Genomic DNA, 15,302 nt, shown 5'->3' on the forward strand with positions numbered 1-15,302 from the left:
TAAACATACAAAATGACAAGGTAAAAAAAGGGAGCTTTCGCTCCCTCTTATTAGTGCATACGTTTACAACTTACATTACAGGCTTTCGGTAAAAGTACGCGTAATAACGTCGCGCTGTTGTTCTGGCGTCAAAGAGTTAAAACGCACAGCGTAACCGGATACGCGGATCGTTAACTGTGGATATTTCTCTGGATGCTTCACAGCATCTTCCAGCGTCTCGCGGCGCAATACATTCACGTTCAGGTGCTGACCACCTTCTACGCGCACTTCCGGCTTAACTTCCAACGGAATTTCACGATATTCGAACTGCCCCAGATCGCTTACGGGAATGACTTGATCTTCGCTGTAACCTGATTTAGCACATACACAACGTGCTTGTGATTTTTCTTCATCCAGCAACCAGAAGGAGTTGATCAGCGCGCTGTCGTTAGCCTTGGTGATTTGAATACCAGTAACCATAATTGCCTCCGTATAACGGCGTGTTATTGTCTTAATTAAAACTGATTTGTTTAAAATCGCTATTGGCAAAACATGCCAAAAAACGTAACGATCGTATAAAACCGCCTATATCTGTCTTCTTATATACCAGCCTAATAACCAGACAATCTTGACTTAAATCAATTTAAAATCCGACTCATTTCGTCTCGGTAGGTTAATTTCTTGTTTTACATCAATTTTGCCGCGATGCGGAAGTGCAAATTTTTTTGTAAATTTTCAATTTTTTAAAGCATTTTCATTCTGATAATCATGGTTGTGGTTTTACCTCGGCACAATAGATCGGTAAGCTACCGTAACACCATTTAACCTGTAAGAAAGAGTGCATGATGGCGACTTCTCTCACTTGGCACGACGTGTTGGCACAAGAAAAGCTACAGCCTTATTTTATTAATACCCTTGAATTTATTAAAAAAGAACGAGCCGCAGGTAAAATAATTTATCCGCCGCAAAAGGATGTGTTCAACGCATTTCGCTTTACCGAACTACACCAGGTTAAGGTCGTTATTCTGGGACAAGATCCCTACCACGGCCCAAATCAGGCGCACGGGCTGTCATTTTCAGTGCGTCCAGGTGTGCCCGCGCCGCCTTCTCTGGTCAACATCTATAAAGAGCTGGCGAGCGATATTCCTGGGTTTGAAATTCCGCGTCATGGCTTTTTACAAAGTTGGGCGGAGCAAGGGGTATTGCTGCTCAATACGGTATTAACTGTAGAAGCCGGGCGGGCGCATTCACATGCTAATTTGGGTTGGGAGACCTTTACCGATCGCGTCATTGCAGCCTTGAATGAACAGCGGGAAGGCTTGGTCTTTCTGCTTTGGGGTTCACATGCCCAAAAGAAGGGCAGCATTATTGATCAACGGCGCCATCATGTCCTGAAATCGCCGCATCCCTCCCCACTCTCTGCGCACCGCGGTTTCTTTGGCTGCAAACATTTCTCGCAGGCTAACCAGTTTCTTGAACAGCAGGGGTTATCCCCCATAGACTGGACACCCAAACTTCAGGAAAACGCTTAAACAATCACGGATTGGTTGTCTTTAAAATACAAGGGCGACCAACAACCGTTCGCCAAAGGTCACAGTCCCCATTCTGAAACAGGCACACGATTTTATGGAATAGGATGGCGAAGAAGGAAGTGCTAAGGGAAAATATGGTGGAGCTAAGCGGGATCGAACCGCTGACCTCTTGCATGCCATGCAAGCGCTCTCCCAGCTGAGCTATAGCCCCACGAAACGCGGAATGTTCACGATAATTAACCAAACAAAGGGAGTGTTTGGTGGAGCTAAGCGGGATCGAACCGCTGACCTCTTGCATGCCATGCAAGCGCTCTCCCAGCTGAGCTATAGCCCCTATCTTACAGCATTACCACATAGGCAAGTAATGCTTGAACGCGTCGCATAATATGAGACCCGTCTAGCAGTGTCAACGGCTAAATCTGGTTATCCGATTAACCGCTGAAAAAGACGTCAACGGTGAAAAAATCAGACCACAACATCGTTGTAATCGTATCCCAAGCACAATAAATGCTGCTAACGATAACACGATTTATTATCATTAAGTCACATCCCGCTTCTGACCAGGTATTAAGCTCATCATATGCGCCATTGTTCTATGATTTTATTTTCTTTGATGATATCCGTGTCTGGGAGTTTGCCTGTTCATGCGCAACCCACCGTCCCCGCGATAACCGAACAAGCGAAGTCCCAATTTGAAGTTAGGCGCGTTAAGATGAAAAGTCATGCACAACACGCTTATCGTATTTTCATTGCCCAACCACGCCAACCTGCGCCAGACGGCGGCTATCCGATACTCTATATGCTGGACGGTAACGCCCAATTTCCTGTTGCCATAAATAGCTATAATGTCAAAAACGGCCCGCCGCCGCTCATTGTCGCTATCGGTTATCCAACCGAGAAACCTTACGACGTACCCGCACGCACGCGCGACTACACGCCGCCGACCACCATTTCCGACCCGGACTTTGCCGCCGGAGGCGAAGCCGAGACGTTTTACCAATTCCTACAAACTACGGTAAAGCCTTGGATTGAAGCACACTACGCCGTCAACACACAAAAACAAACACTTGCCGGGCACTCTTTCGGCGGTTTATTTACGCTGTACACGCTTTTCAATCATACCCCATCGTTCCAACACTACGTTGCCGCCAGCCCATCTATTTGGTGGGGAAATGGCGTAGTGATTCCTGATAGAACGCCGCTACTCCCGACGCCACCGTTATCAATAACCATTACCGTAGGCGCGAATGAGGCGGCGATGACGACAACGCCGTCGAACAACCCCATTGATGAAAAACAGGCAGAAAGACTCAGACAAAGAAAGATGGTAGAAAGGGCTAAAACGCTCGCGACACAGCTCAAGGAACAAGGCGCAAACACCGCATTTATTGTGTTCCCGGGCAAAGGCCATGGCGACGTGATCCCGGATGCCATTGGTAAAGCCGTCGCTATCGCAGGACGAGAATAAAGGGAATCAAGCACAAAAAAACCGACCACCAGGCGAATGCAGGCCGCTTAGGTATGGATTCAGGGGGAAACACGATGATGAGGTTCCCGCAGAGATGCCTCACACCGTGGTCGCCCCCCGGTATCCCGCCTTTAAACGAACGACATTAACCACCAAGCCGGTTTTTTGTATACCGCTTTTACTTTTGAGCTTCTCGCTCAGCGATAAATTCCAGCGCTTTATCTATACGCGTTAACGAACGTTGCTGACCAATAGCCTGTACAGTGACATCAACGCCAGGAGATTGCCCCGCCCCGGTCACCGCGACACGCAACGGCATACCGACTTTGCCCATCCCTTGCCCTAATTCGTCCGCCGTACTCTGAATGGCGTGATGGATATTCTCCGCCGTCCAATCAGTGATTGCCGCCAGCTTCTCACGTACGCGTTCTAGTGGTTGGCGTGCGACAGGACGCAGGTGTTTCTTGGCCGCATCAGCGTCAAACGTAGCAAAATCCTCATAGAAATAACGACAAGAATTCGCTATTTCTTTCAATGTCTTGCATCGTTCCCCCAACAGGCCGACCAATTCGCTCAATTGCGGCCCGGTGCGGGTATCGATTCCTGCTTGCTCGATATGCCATGACAAATGCGTCGCCACGTAATCTGCTGGTAAGTGGTTAATATAATAGTGGTTTAGCCATTGCAGCTTCTCGGTATTGAAGGCACTTGCCGACTTACTAACGGCTTCCAGTGAAAATAAAGACGTCATCTCATCAATAGAGAGAATTTCCCGATCGCCAGAAGACCACCCCAAACGCACCAGATAATTCAGCAACGCCTCCGGTAGATAACCATCATCACGGTATTGCATTACCCCAACCGCACCGTGGCGTTTAGACAATTTCTTACCATCATCACCCAGAATCATCGACACATGCGCATATTCTGGCACGGGTGCGCCCAGCGCTTTAAGAATGTTGATCTGGCGCGGCGTGTTATTTATATGATCTTCACCACGAATCACATGCGTAATGGCCATATCCCAATCATCAATAACGACACAGAAGTTATAGGTCGGAGAGCCGTCGGTACGGCGGATGATCAAATCGTCAAGTTCCTGGTTGCTGAATTCGATCGGCCCACGGATGCGATCGTTAAAGATGACAGACCCTTCCTGAGGGTTAAGGAAACGAACAACATGTGGCTCGCTATCAGCATGATGTTCGTGAGAACCCCGGCAATGGCCGTCGTAGCGTGGTTTTTCGCCATTTGCCATCTGCTGTTCACGCAGCGCTTCTAGGCGCTCTTTCGAGCAATAACATTTATAAGCCGTTCCGTTTTCTAACATCTGGTCGATAACCGTGTTATAACGATCAAAACGTTTAGTTTGGTAATACGGACCTTCATCCCAGTTAAGACCTAGCCAGTTCATCCCATCCATGATGGCATCAATCGCGTCCTGGGTTGAGCGCTCAAGATCGGTATCTTCAATACGTAAAACGAATTCGCCGCCCTGATGGCGAGCGAACAGCCAGGAATAAAGCGCAGTTCGCGCGCCACCAACGTGAAGATATCCAGTAGGACTTGGGGCAAAACGGGTTTTAATTTTCATTTAGCATCATAGCCTTATTACGCAACGGCTGTCGGCACAGACCGACATAAGCTCAAAAGAACAAGAGTGGGCAACATTCTATCACTCTGCTTCGAATCCTCAACGGCGTAACATAGGCCGCAGCTTTTATTCTGGCAGGAAAGATAAGCAGTAGGCTAAATAGTGCCACGATATGGGGCCAACGGCGACAATGACAACGGCTTGCCTAATTTTGCAACGAACAACCATTTTAGTTTTAAAAAGCGTTGACTCACCTTCAAGTATCCCTATAATGCGACTCCACACAGCGGGGGTGATTAGCTCAGCTGGGAGAGCACCTCCCTTACAAGGAGGGGGTCGGCGGTTCGATCCCGTCATCACCCACCATATTTTGTTATTGATATCGGTGTTCCGTTGTGTAGCGTTAAGAGAATTTGAGATTGGGTGATTAGCTCAGCTGGGAGAGCACCTCCCTTACAAGGAGGGGGTCGGCGGTTCGATCCCGTCATCACCCACCATTCTCATTCCAGCGACTTTTCTTAACGCAAGTAGAAGTAGACGTAGTAAAGCAGTGGGTGATTAGCTCAGCTGGGAGAGCACCTCCCTTACAAGGAGGGGGTCGGCGGTTCGATCCCGTCATCACCCACCACTTCTGCGGGTCGTTAGCTCAGTTGGTAGAGCAGTTGACTTTTAATCAATTGGTCGCAGGTTCGAATCCTGCACGACCCACCAAATTATCTTCTTGGGGCGCTGCATAGAGTCCGGAGAAGTAAAAAAGCCGTATCACTGCCAACAGTGGTACAGCTTTTTTATATTCCTTTCCGTGTACTGATGAGTACAGTATAAATGAGTCGTTAATAACCTCTGCGCCCCACCTATTACACATCATATATAATAATCATAAAATCAGTCCGATCGAAAACCCGCATCATCACCATAACACATTGCTCAGCTGGACTTTCTTGAAAAGTCATTAGGCGCTTGCCATAAAATAACTACGAGATTAAAGTAGCATTTCGTTATAAAAAATAGCTATGGGAATGGATAAAAATAAAAAATTAAAATTAGAAAGCGGCCTCTTTCGCGCAATGAAGATATTTCTTTGTGTTGTAAACAGTGGTAGTTTTACTACCGCCGCTCAACAATGTAATCTTACAACTAGCCAAGTCTCCAGAGCAATAAAAGATCTCGAAGAACGATTAAGTACACGTTTATTATACCGATCCACAAGAAACCTGTCAGTTACTGATATTGGTAAATGGTATTCAGAACAATGCAAGAACATATTAGATCTCACACTGCAAGCAGAACAAAGCATAGCATTTTCTGCATCTAATCCAAAAGGAAGAGTAAAGGTGAGTTCTATGAATAACTTTGGATCGCATTATCTTTATTCACTAATAATTGAATTTCAGAAAAAGCATCCTGAGATTATTATCGATTACAGCGAATCTAATGAATTCCCTGAAATCGTCAGGAAAGGCATCGACTCAGGTATTTTTATTGATAAATCTCTTCCAGACTCATCATTAAAAGCGAAAAAGATAGGCGAGGCATTCTCAATTATTTGTGCCACGCATGAGTACATAAATATGCATAATCCAATTACATCACCTGAATGTCTGAAAAGACATCCATTATTGAGTATAAATAATTCAACATCTTTTTCTTACTGGCAACTATATTCCGGTAGTCAGTCTCTTAAGATTCACCCCCAAAATATACTCACATCCACCAACCCAGAGTTGATTTACAAAAGTGTATTAAATAACCTTGGCATTGCTCTCTTACCATTTTACACAGTTGTTGATGCTTTTAGAAATGGCAAGTTAATTAGGATATTACCAACATGGGAATCAAATCATGTTAATATTTATCAAATCACCCCATCGGGCAGTTTTATTAATGAAGCGACATCGACTTGGAACCGTTTTATTAGTGAAGAACTGCCTAAAAAAATAGAACATGATCTATTATACTTTTAATATAGATACGTCCTACTATTTTAGCCACTCATTTGTCCATCCTTTTATCTCCAAATCCTATTAACCATTTATCTTCAACATTTAAATTTACGCAAAACATGACATAAAAAAATAGAAAGATTATTGCATTTTCTGCAATAGAGTTTTCATTAAAATGACATTGAAAACAGAAAACAGTGGCGTTAGTATTCTTAACTAAGATAATCACCTATAATACATCAATTTACTATTACAAAAAATTAATTTCAAAGGTGAAAATCTGGCATCCATGTCACGACAATACATTTAATATTATTCAAAGGGGAAAGAGAGTGAGAAAATATTTCAGAAAAAGGAAAATTTCTTCCGAATATATAATATTAATTGCAGCGTTTATTGTTCTATCTGCCAACCTACGTGCACCGCTAACGGCTTTGCCGGCAGTGATAGATGATATTAGAAGTGATCTCCATATAGATTCTGTTTTGGCGGGGACATTAACGACAATACCGGTACTATGCTTTGGATTATTGGTGCCGCTGGCCTCTATTATTTTAAAAAGAGTAAGTATTGAGCGAGCCATTTTTATTGTATTATTAGGCGTCATTTTAGGAACATTACTACGCTCTTTCGGTGACTTTACGACAATTTGGGTTGGAACATTGTTATTAGGAGGGGCATTATCCCTTGGAAATATCGTCAGCTTAATGGTGATTGCGCGAGATTTTAGACATAATTCGGGTTTAATGACAGGCATCTACGTGATGGCAATGAGTATTGGTGCTACGTTAACTTCAGCATTAACTGCGCCATTGGCATCGATATTAGGTTGGCAAATTGCATTGTCCTGTTGGAGCATTCTTGCATTATTAGGAATTGTCTTGTGGGCGAAAGTCAATAATAACAAAAAGGAGCTATTTCCACACCCAAAGAAACCCCTCCATCTCATTCTAATCCGACAGAGTTAAATACAAAAATAAAGCCGGTCTGGCAGCGTCCACTGGCGTTACTACTATCATTATCATTTGCTGCCCATAGTTTTCTCTTTTATGGCATAATCGCATGGTTGCCGGATTATCTCGTGCAATCAGGGATTATGACCAAGACAGAAGCTGGTGGAGCCGCTTCTCTCTTTCAGATTTTCGGCTTATTAGGATGTTTTGGTATTCCATGGCTTAGCTCAACACTGCGTTTTACACCAGCGGCACTCTTTCTGATTGTGGGAATATCTTGGTTTCTTACTCCAGCGGGATTATTAGTATACCCAAATTTATGGTTAATATGGGTTATCTTCGGTGGAATCGGCAGCGGCGGCGGTTTTGCCGTAATATTTATGCAGGTTATAACGCGTGCAATCAATCTCGAAGATAACAGAAAAATATCGTCTTTTGTTCAGGGCATAGGATATTGCATATCTTCATTAAGCGCAGTTGTACTTGGCTATTTGCATACTGCGACTGGAAGTTGGATGACCGGTTTTGTTTTCCTATCAGTAGTTGCTATCATAATGACAATTAGTGGACTCGCTTCATCAAAAATAAAAACAGTGTGAAATAAAAACGTAGAGCCACTCCCAGCAAGCGTAATAGGTATAGTTAGTTTGGTATGGGCCACGCGCAGAAACCGGAGCATACACGGAGTATGTGAGGGTTTCGATAGCCACGGAAAAAGCAGGGAATCCATAAATAGAATTATCTTGTGATATGAATGAATGCGTTTAATACAGCCTCCGTCATCTCGCATAGAATCGGTGGCGTGCTATTGGTAACAGTATTTAATCTAGCGATATCATGTTTATTCACAATACGAGGGGGGATTAATATGGCTAAGATAGCTTTTTTTGATGCACGAAATGACGAAAAAACGATATTAGAGGAACTTCAGGAAGAAATAAAATTTGAAATCGTAAGCATTCCTGAGAAACTCTCTGCGGAAACAGCGTATCTCGCAGAGGGTACATTAGCTGTTTCGGTTGCTGGTAATAACATTGTTAATCACGACGCATTGCTGTCGCTGAGTCAAATCGGCATTAAATACCTCTCTGTCAGGAGTGCAGGATATAATAATATTGATATCGATGCTGCTCGTAAATATGGTATACGCATTTCTAACGTCAGTTACTCGCCAAATAGTGTTGCTGATTACACTGTCATGTTAATTTTAATGAGCGTCAGAAAAATAAAACAAATTATATTGAGAAACAACATACAGGATTACACGCTAACGGGCCTTCAGGGTAAGGAAATGAAGAATTTAACCGTTGGCATTATCGGCACAGGGAAAATAGGAGAAATTGTTGCAAAAAATCTATCTGGTTTTGGAAGTAAAATAATAGCTTATGATTTATTTCCCAAGGATTCTTTATCCGAATTCATTGAATACGTTTCACTTGATGAATTATTAACTAAGAGTGATGTTATTACCTTACACCTTCCTCTTGATAAAAAAAGCCATCATCTTATTAATAAAGAGACGATCAATGAAATGAAAGATGGGGTAATTATAATAAATTGTGGCCGCGGTCAGTTAATTGATACTGATGCTCTCGTTGGAGGTATAGAATCAGGGAAAGTCGGTGCTATCGGACTGGACGTAATTGAAAATGAGCTTGATATCTTTCACAAAGATCATCGCTGCAACATTCTTACCAATCGTCAACTGTCTGTGTTAAGGGCATTTCCTAATGCAATTATTTTCGCCCCATGCGTCTTTTTACACCGATCAGGCAGTAAGAGATATGGTTGATATATCATTAAAATCTCTCATTTCATTTATTAATTCTAATCATAGCCCTTGGGAGTTAAGTTAAAAAACAGTTCATTATAGAACAGGTATTTTAATAATTACACATCAGCATATATTGCAGAAATATTCATATTTCTGCCATTAAAAATAGAATGCTATTTTCAGAAAACGTGATCGAGCATTAAGTGGCTCCCGCGTCCAGGATGCTATACCGATCTTACACCTCTGTATGCGCACCGAGACATTAGAATATTCGCGCCTCAGTTCCGGTAATCACTTTTTCTTTTAGCTAAATTGCGGAACGACGTGAACGGTAACGACTGTGCCAGATAAAACCAGACACTACAGTAAATAACATCGCAACGATAAAGGCCGCCGCAATCAGCGCCGCTGCGGCCCCGGTTTTTGACACCAGCGGCACCAGCGATGTGCAGAGCCCATAGCCGAGCGTGTGGCTGGTCGCGATCCAGCCCGCGCCCGCGCCGTCTGTCAGCCTATCATTCAGTAAAAGCTGATAAGCGGGTGTTGCCAGAGCCGCTCCAAACGACAGCACTGCACAGCCGAGGTAAAACAACCATAACTGTTCGGCGAGCATCAGCGCCAGACCACACATCATCAGTGCCCCGGCACTCAATAGCAGCGCCATCGGCGTTAGGCGCTGCGGGCGCAGCACCCCAAACTGTGCGATAAGCGCGGCAACTGCGGCCAGCCCTAACAGCCACGCCACCTGGTGGCTAATGGCGGCGGTATCGCTGGCGAACTGGCGAGTAAGCGCGGGCGAAAGGCCAAGCTGCATCATGCTCACCGCCGCGGCTAATAGGAGCGCGCAAAGCAGATAAGGCAGGCAATCCAGCCTCAGGTTGGCGCTTTTGCGTTCCGCTAAGGGTTGCGGTGGCGTGCCTGGCAACCGCAATAGCATCACCAACGCCAGTAATGGCGCAACCATCAGCAACGCCATCGGTGCCAAAGGGTGAATTGCCAGCATCGCCGCCGCGCACAGCGGCCCGAATAGCCTCCCGCAGCTCAAGCCAGAGCTAATGGTCGCCAGAGCGATCATGCGATTCCCTTGCCCCGCTCTCTGTAATGCCCAGACCTGACAGGCTGGCACCATCGCCGACACGGTAAGCCCGTAGACGATCCGCGCAATGATTAATATTCCCAGCCCCATTGCTGTTGTTACGGCGCCGGTCGCCATCAGCACACTTCCCAGCCCAAGCAGGGTAAAGCTTGCGCCATATCCTCCCAGTGCCCACAGCACCACAGGCTTACTACCTACACGAGCAATTTGCTTTCCCCACCACGGGGAAGACGGTAGAAACAGCATTGAGCCAAGCATCAACAAAGCCGCCCAGACTGCCAGGCTCAGTTTTGTCTGAATTACCAGTACGGGAATCGCGACCAGCAGGCCGTTTTGCCCAACACCGAGTAGCCCCGCACTGAACGCTAGTGGCCAGCAAGACAATGGTTTTTGCGGCGTTTCCGCGATCTCAAGAGATGTCACAACGTTGCAATTCCATGTATTAAATGTGCTTATTTGTGAAATTAATTTTACCAATTCTAACAATTGATATTGATAATGAGAAACATTATCGGCAAAATTCACATTATCGTTACGAGTGGGATCTGTTTGATTATGACTTTGCCAACTAAAGCGCCAGCCTTGGATGTGGCTGCACAGTGCTTCCTGAATTCCCTGGTTCGTGAAATCAAAAACTGGCGGCTGACTGAATACCAACCAACCGAATTAATTATCCCGCTGGACGAACAGCAGGCGTTGCATTTCAGCGTAGTTTATTTCTCCCCAACCCAACATCACCGCTTTGAATTCCCGGCTCGTCTGGTTACGGCGTCCGGCAGTCATCCCGTCGATTTCGCCACCCTCTCACGGCTTATTGTTGATAAGCTCCAACGTCAACTCTTGCTGCCCGCAGCCAGTTGCGAAACCTTCCACCAGCGCGTGATGGAAAGCCACGCCCATACGCAGCAGGCAATTGATGCCCGCCATGACTGGGCAGCCCTGCGTGAAAAGGCGTTGAACTTTGGCGAGGCCGAGCAGGCTCTGTTGGTCGGGCACGCCTTTCACCCGGCGCCCAAGTCTCATGAACCGTTCAACCAGCAGGAGGCCGAACGCTACCTGCCGGACTTCGCGCCCCACTTCCCGCTGCGGTGGTTTGTCGTGGACAAAACGCAGATCGCCGGTGAAAGCCTGCATCTCAACCTGCAACAGCGGTTGACGCGATTTGCCGCAGAGAATGCGCCGCAGTTACTCAACCAATTAAGCGACAATCAATGGCTATTCCCGCTGCATCCGTGGCAGGGGGAGTATCTGTTGCAGCAGGTGTGGTGCCAGGAGCTTGTCGCTAACGGGCTGATTAAAGATTTAGGCGAGGCCGGTACGCCGTGGCTACCGACCACCTCTTCCCGCTCGCTCTACTGCGCCACCAGCCGCGACATGATCAAATTCTCCCTGAGCGTGCGCCTGACCAACTCCGTCCGTACCCTGTCAGTGAAAGAAGTGAAGCGTGGAATGCGCCTGGCTCGCCTGGCGCAAACCGATAACTGGCGGACGCTACAGGCTCGTTTCCCGACGTTCCGTGTGATGCAAGAGGACGGCTGGGCCGGGCTGCGCGATCTCCACGGCAACATCATGCAGGAAAGCCTGTTTGCCCTGCGTGAAAACCTGCTGGTGGATCAGCCGCAAAGTCAGACTAACGTACTGGTATCCCTGACGCAGGCCGCACCGGATGGCGGTGATTCGCTGCTGGTTGCGGCGGTAAAACGCCTGAGCACTCGCCTAGGCATCACTGCGCAACAGGCCGCCCACGCCTGGGTCGATGCTTACTGTCAGCAGGTACTAAGGCCGCTATTTACGGCTGAAGCGGATTACGGCCTGGTGCTGCTAGCGCATCAGCAAAATATTTTGGTCCAGATGCTTGGGGATCTACCGGTCGGTCTTATCTACCGGGACTGTCAGGGCAGCGCGTTTATGCCTCACGCGGCAGGCTGGCTCGACACTATTGGCGAAGCGCAAGCGGAAAACGTCTTCACTCGTGAGCAGTTGCTGCGCTACTTCCCTTATTACCTGCTGGTTAACTCTACTTTTGCCGTGACCGCCGCGCTGGGCGCCGCCGGGCTGGATAGTGAAGAAAATCTAATGGGTCGCGTACGTGCTTTGCTGGCTGAAGTGCGTGACCAGGTGACACATAAAACCTGTCTCAACTATGTGCTGGAAAGTCCGTACTGGAACGTAAAAGGTAACTTTTTCTGTTATCTGAACGACCATAACGAGAACACTATCGTCGATCCCTCGGTGATCTACTTCGATTTCGCTAACCCGCTGCTGGCTCAGGAGGGCTGAATGTCTCAGGCAAACATCGTTCACAGCGGATATGGACTGCGTTGTGAAAAACTCGCCAAGCCACTGGATCTTAGCTGGGGGCTGGATAATAGCGCGGTGCTGCACTGGCCGGGACCATTGCCGACAGGGTGGCTGCGCGACGCGTTGGATCAGATATTTATCGCGGCGCCGCAACTTTCAGCGGTCGTTCTGCCCTATGTAGAATGGCGCGAGGAGCCACAGGCGCTGACGCTTTTCGGACAGGCAAAAAGCGACATCGTCCATCGCGCCGCCTTCTGGCAGTTACCGCTATGGTTGGGTTATCCGGCAAACCGAGCCTGCGGCGAAATGGTTTTTGATACAGAACGTGAGATTTATTTCCCACAGCGCCCGCCCCGTCCGCAGGGCGAAGTTTATCGCCGTTACGATCCACGCGTTCGCAAGACACTGAGTTTCCGCGTTGCCGATCCCGTTCTTGATGCTGAGTGTTTTACCCGCTGGATGAACGACCCGCGCGTAGCGTATTTCTGGGAGCAAAGCGGCTCGCTGGAGGTGCAAATCGCCTATCTTGAGCGCCAGCTTACCAGTAGTCATGCATTCCCGCTGATCGGCTGCTTCGACGATCGGCCGTTTAGCTATTTCGAAATTTACTGGGCGGCGGAAGACCGCATTGGTCGCCACTATTTGTGGCAACCCTTCGACCGCGGCCTGCATCTGCTGGTTGGTGAACAGCAATGGCGCGGAGCCCACTACGTGCAAAGCTGGCTACGCGGGCTGACGCATTACCTGCTGCTGGATGAGCCTCGCACGCAGCGCACCGTACTTGAGCCACGCGCCGATAACCAGCGCCTGTTCCGCCACCTTGAACCTGCGGGATACCGGACAATAAAAGAGTTCGACTTCCCACACAAACGCTCGCGCATGGTCATGGCGGATCGCCATCACTTCTTTACGGAGGTCGGTCTGTAATGAATCACAAGGATTGGGATTTTGTTAACCGCCAGTTGGTGGCGAAGATGCTGGCCGAGCTGGAGTATGAGCAGGTTTTCCACGCGCAATCCCAGGGAGATGGTCGCTACTGCATTAATCTGCCGGGTGCAAAATGGCGCTTCAGCGCTGAACGCGGCATCTGGGGCTGGCTGTGGATTGATGCTCAAACGTTGCGCTGCGCGGACGAACCCGTTCTGGCACAAACGCTACTTATCCAGCTAAAGCCGGTGCTGTCGATGAGCGATGCCACCGTTGCCGAGCATATGCAGGATTTGTATGCCACGCTGCTGGGCGACCTGCAATTGCTGAAGGCTCGTCGCGGGCTGAGCGCCCGTGACCTGATTGATCTTGATGCCGACCGCCTGCAATGCCTGCTAAGCGGCCATCCTAAATTCGCTTTTAATAAAGGCCGCCGCGGCTGGGGCAAAGAGGCGCTGGAGCGATATGCGCCAGAGTACGCCAACACCTTCAGACTGCACTGGCTGGCGGTAAAACGTGAGCATATGGTCTGGCGCTGCGACAGTGGGCTGGATATTCAGCAGTTGTTGACGGCCGCGATGGACCCGCAGGAGTTTGCCCGCTTCAATCAGGTTTGGCAGGAAAACGGGCTGGATAACGACTGGCTGCCGCTACCGGTACATCCGTGGCAGTGGCAGCAAAAAATCGCCCTCGACTTCATCGCCGATCTTGCCGAAGGCAGGATGGTTTCGCTCGGCGAGTTTGGCGACTTGTGGCTCGCGCAGCAGTCGCTGCGCACCCTGACCAACGCCAGTCGCCAGGGCGGGCTGGATATTAAGCTGCCGCTGACCATCTACAACACCTCCTGCTACCGGGGGATTCCGGGCAAATACATCGCCGCCGGGCCGCTGGCCTCACGCTGGCTGCAACAGGTTTTTGCGACTGACGCCACGCTTAAGCAAAGCGGCGCGGTGATCCTCGGTGAACCGGCGGCAGGCTATGTGTCCCATGAAGGCTATGCCGCGCTTGCCCAGGCCCCCTACCGCTACCAGGAGATGCTCGGCGTTATCTGGCGTGAGAATCCGTGTCGCTGGCTGAAGCCGGACGAAAGTCCGATTCTGATGGCGACACTGATGGAGTGCGATGAAAACAATCAGCCGCTGATAGGCGCCTATATCGACCGCTCTGGGCTGGACGCGGAAACCTGGCTCACACAACTGTTCAGGGTGGTAGTGGTCCCGCTGTATCACCTGCTTTGTCGCTACGGCGTCGCGCTTATCGCCCACGGACAAAATATCACGCTCGCCATGAAAGAGGGCGTACCGCAGCGCGTGCTGTTGAAAGACTTCCAGGGTGATATGCGACTGGTGCAGGATGCGTTCCCGGAGATGGACTCCCTGCCTCAGGAGGTGCGTGATGTCACCGCTCGCCTGAGCGCCGACTACTTAATTCACGATTTGCAGACTGGCCACTTCGTGACGGTGCTGCGCTTTGTTTCGCCGCTGATGGCTCGCCTTGGCGTACCGGAGCAACGTTTTTATCAACTGCTGGCAGCAGTGTTGAGTGACTACATGCAGGAACATCCACAAATGTCAGCGCGCTTTGCGATCTTCTCACTCTTCAAGCCGCAAATCATTCGCGTAGTGTTGAATCCGGTAAAACTGACCTGGCCTGACCAGGACAGCGGCAACCGTATGTTGCCGAATTACCGTGAAGATCTGCAAAACCCGCTGTGGCTGGTAACAAAGGACTAATT

Annotated in this window: 12 protein-coding genes and 6 tRNA genes; 13 read left to right on the forward strand and 5 right to left on the reverse strand. The window is 48.5% G+C overall.

Annotated features, from left to right (window positions below; translation table 11 throughout):
* Positions 1–75 precede the first annotated feature (75 nt).
* Complete coding sequence (gene grcA, locus RFN81_RS13300; RefSeq protein WP_264496287.1) at positions 76–459, reverse strand: autonomous glycyl radical cofactor GrcA; 384 nt, start codon at positions 457–459, stop codon at positions 76–78.
* A gap of 365 nt (positions 460–824) precedes the next feature.
* On the opposite strand from grcA, the gene ung reads away from it, so the two are divergent.
* The gene (ung, locus tag RFN81_RS13305) at positions 825–1,511 is read left to right on the forward strand and encodes a uracil-DNA glycosylase (protein WP_264498976.1); all 687 of its coding nucleotides are present in this window, start codon (positions 825–827) and stop codon (positions 1,509–1,511) included.
* Between the two features lie 135 nt (positions 1,512–1,646).
* Here ung and RFN81_RS13310 read toward each other — a convergent pair.
* Positions 1,647–1,722: transfer RNA gene (locus RFN81_RS13310), tRNA-Ala, on the reverse strand.
* Between the two features lie 47 nt (positions 1,723–1,769).
* Positions 1,770–1,845, reverse strand: a tRNA-Ala gene (locus RFN81_RS13315).
* Between the two features lie 378 nt (positions 1,846–2,223).
* On the opposite strand from RFN81_RS13315, the gene RFN81_RS13320 reads away from it, so the two are divergent.
* A complete protein-coding gene (locus RFN81_RS13320; RefSeq protein WP_264496288.1) occupies positions 2,224–2,979 on the forward strand; it encodes an alpha/beta hydrolase in 756 nt (251 codons plus the stop codon).
* A gap of 178 nt (positions 2,980–3,157) precedes the next feature.
* Here RFN81_RS13320 and gltX read toward each other — a convergent pair whose 3' ends face one another.
* Positions 3,158–4,573, reverse strand: coding sequence for a glutamate--tRNA ligase (gltX, locus tag RFN81_RS13325; protein ID WP_264496289.1), 1,416 nt, complete (start codon positions 4,571–4,573; stop codon positions 3,158–3,160).
* A 290-nt stretch (positions 4,574–4,863) separates the two neighbouring features.
* Here gltX and RFN81_RS13330 point away from each other — a divergent pair.
* The 8 genes from RFN81_RS13330 to RFN81_RS13365 all read left to right on the forward strand — a co-directional run bounded on the left by RFN81_RS13330 (position 4,864) and on the right by RFN81_RS13365 (position 9,261).
* A tRNA-Val gene (locus RFN81_RS13330) sits at positions 4,864–4,939 on the forward strand.
* A 55-nt stretch (positions 4,940–4,994) separates the two neighbouring features.
* Positions 4,995–5,070: transfer RNA gene (locus RFN81_RS13335), tRNA-Val, on the forward strand.
* Between the two features lie 55 nt (positions 5,071–5,125).
* Positions 5,126–5,201 (forward strand) — tRNA-Val (locus RFN81_RS13340).
* Between the two features lie 7 nt (positions 5,202–5,208).
* Positions 5,209–5,284: transfer RNA gene (locus tag RFN81_RS13345), tRNA-Lys, on the forward strand.
* Positions 5,285–5,586: 302 nt separating this feature from the next.
* Complete coding sequence (locus tag RFN81_RS13350) at positions 5,587–6,537, forward strand: LysR family transcriptional regulator (RefSeq protein ID WP_264496290.1); 951 nt, start codon at positions 5,587–5,589, stop codon at positions 6,535–6,537.
* A gap of 311 nt (positions 6,538–6,848) precedes the next feature.
* A complete protein-coding gene (locus tag RFN81_RS13355) occupies positions 6,849–7,484 on the forward strand; it encodes a CynX/NimT family MFS transporter (protein ID WP_264496291.1) in 636 nt (211 codons plus the stop codon).
* Positions 7,485–7,612: 128 nt separating this feature from the next.
* Complete coding sequence (locus RFN81_RS13360) at positions 7,613–8,068, forward strand: hypothetical protein (protein WP_264496292.1); 456 nt, start codon at positions 7,613–7,615, stop codon at positions 8,066–8,068.
* Positions 8,069–8,337: 269 nt separating this feature from the next.
* Positions 8,338–9,261, forward strand: coding sequence for an NAD(P)-dependent oxidoreductase (locus tag RFN81_RS13365; RefSeq protein WP_264496293.1), 924 nt, complete (start codon positions 8,338–8,340; stop codon positions 9,259–9,261).
* A 289-nt stretch (positions 9,262–9,550) separates the two neighbouring features.
* Here the strand turns inward: RFN81_RS13365 and RFN81_RS13370 are convergent, their stop codons facing one another.
* Complete coding sequence (locus RFN81_RS13370) at positions 9,551–10,762, reverse strand: MFS transporter (RefSeq protein ID WP_264496294.1); 1,212 nt, start codon at positions 10,760–10,762, stop codon at positions 9,551–9,553.
* Positions 10,763–10,894: 132 nt separating this feature from the next.
* Between RFN81_RS13370 and iucA the strand changes: the two genes are divergently transcribed.
* Genes iucA through iucC form a run of 3 tightly spaced genes read left to right on the forward strand, consistent with a single transcriptional unit; the run spans position 10,895 to position 15,300 of the window.
* On the forward strand, positions 10,895–12,619 hold the full coding sequence (gene iucA / locus RFN81_RS13375; RefSeq protein WP_264496295.1) for an aerobactin synthase IucA: 1,725 nt from the start codon (positions 10,895–10,897) through the stop codon (positions 12,617–12,619).
* Positions 12,620–13,567 (forward strand): N(6)-hydroxylysine O-acetyltransferase, encoded by a 948-nt coding sequence (gene iucB / locus RFN81_RS13380; RefSeq protein ID WP_264496296.1) that lies wholly within the window; start codon positions 12,620–12,622, stop codon positions 13,565–13,567.
* Positions 13,567–15,300, forward strand: a complete 1,734-nt coding sequence (gene iucC / locus RFN81_RS13385) for an NIS family aerobactin synthetase IucC (RefSeq protein WP_264496297.1) — start codon at positions 13,567–13,569, stop codon at positions 15,298–15,300. The genes iucB and iucC overlap by 1 nt, the downstream gene beginning before the upstream one ends.
* The last annotated feature ends 2 nt before the right edge of the window (positions 15,301–15,302 follow it).

This window comes from Pectobacterium cacticida, assembly GCF_036885195.1.
Classification (GTDB): Bacteria; Pseudomonadota; Gammaproteobacteria; order Enterobacterales; family Enterobacteriaceae; genus Pectobacterium; species Pectobacterium cacticida.

What these genes read in the sequence shown, in the direction of transcription:
- RFN81_RS13320 (WP_264496288.1), top strand. Translation starts at nt 2,224, where the DNA reads ATGAAAAGTCATGCACAACACGCTTATCGTATTTTCATTGCCCAACCA.
- grcA (WP_264496287.1), bottom strand. Translation starts at nt 459, where the DNA reads ATGGTTACTGGTATTCAAATCACCAAGGCTAACGACAGCGCGCTGATC.
- gltX (WP_264496289.1), bottom strand. Translation starts at nt 4,573, where the DNA reads ATGAAAATTAAAACCCGTTTTGCCCCAAGTCCTACTGGATATCTTCAC.
- iucA (WP_264496295.1), top strand. Translation starts at nt 10,895, where the DNA reads ATGACTTTGCCAACTAAAGCGCCAGCCTTGGATGTGGCTGCACAGTGC.
- RFN81_RS13360 (WP_264496292.1), top strand. Translation starts at nt 7,613, where the DNA reads ATGACCAAGACAGAAGCTGGTGGAGCCGCTTCTCTCTTTCAGATTTTC.
- ung (WP_264498976.1), top strand. Translation starts at nt 825, where the DNA reads ATGGCGACTTCTCTCACTTGGCACGACGTGTTGGCACAAGAAAAGCTA.
- iucC (WP_264496297.1), top strand. Translation starts at nt 13,567, where the DNA reads ATGAATCACAAGGATTGGGATTTTGTTAACCGCCAGTTGGTGGCGAAG.
- iucB (WP_264496296.1), top strand. Translation starts at nt 12,620, where the DNA reads ATGTCTCAGGCAAACATCGTTCACAGCGGATATGGACTGCGTTGTGAA.
- RFN81_RS13350 (WP_264496290.1), top strand. Translation starts at nt 5,587, where the DNA reads ATGGGAATGGATAAAAATAAAAAATTAAAATTAGAAAGCGGCCTCTTT.
- RFN81_RS13365 (WP_264496293.1), top strand. Translation starts at nt 8,338, where the DNA reads ATGGCTAAGATAGCTTTTTTTGATGCACGAAATGACGAAAAAACGATA.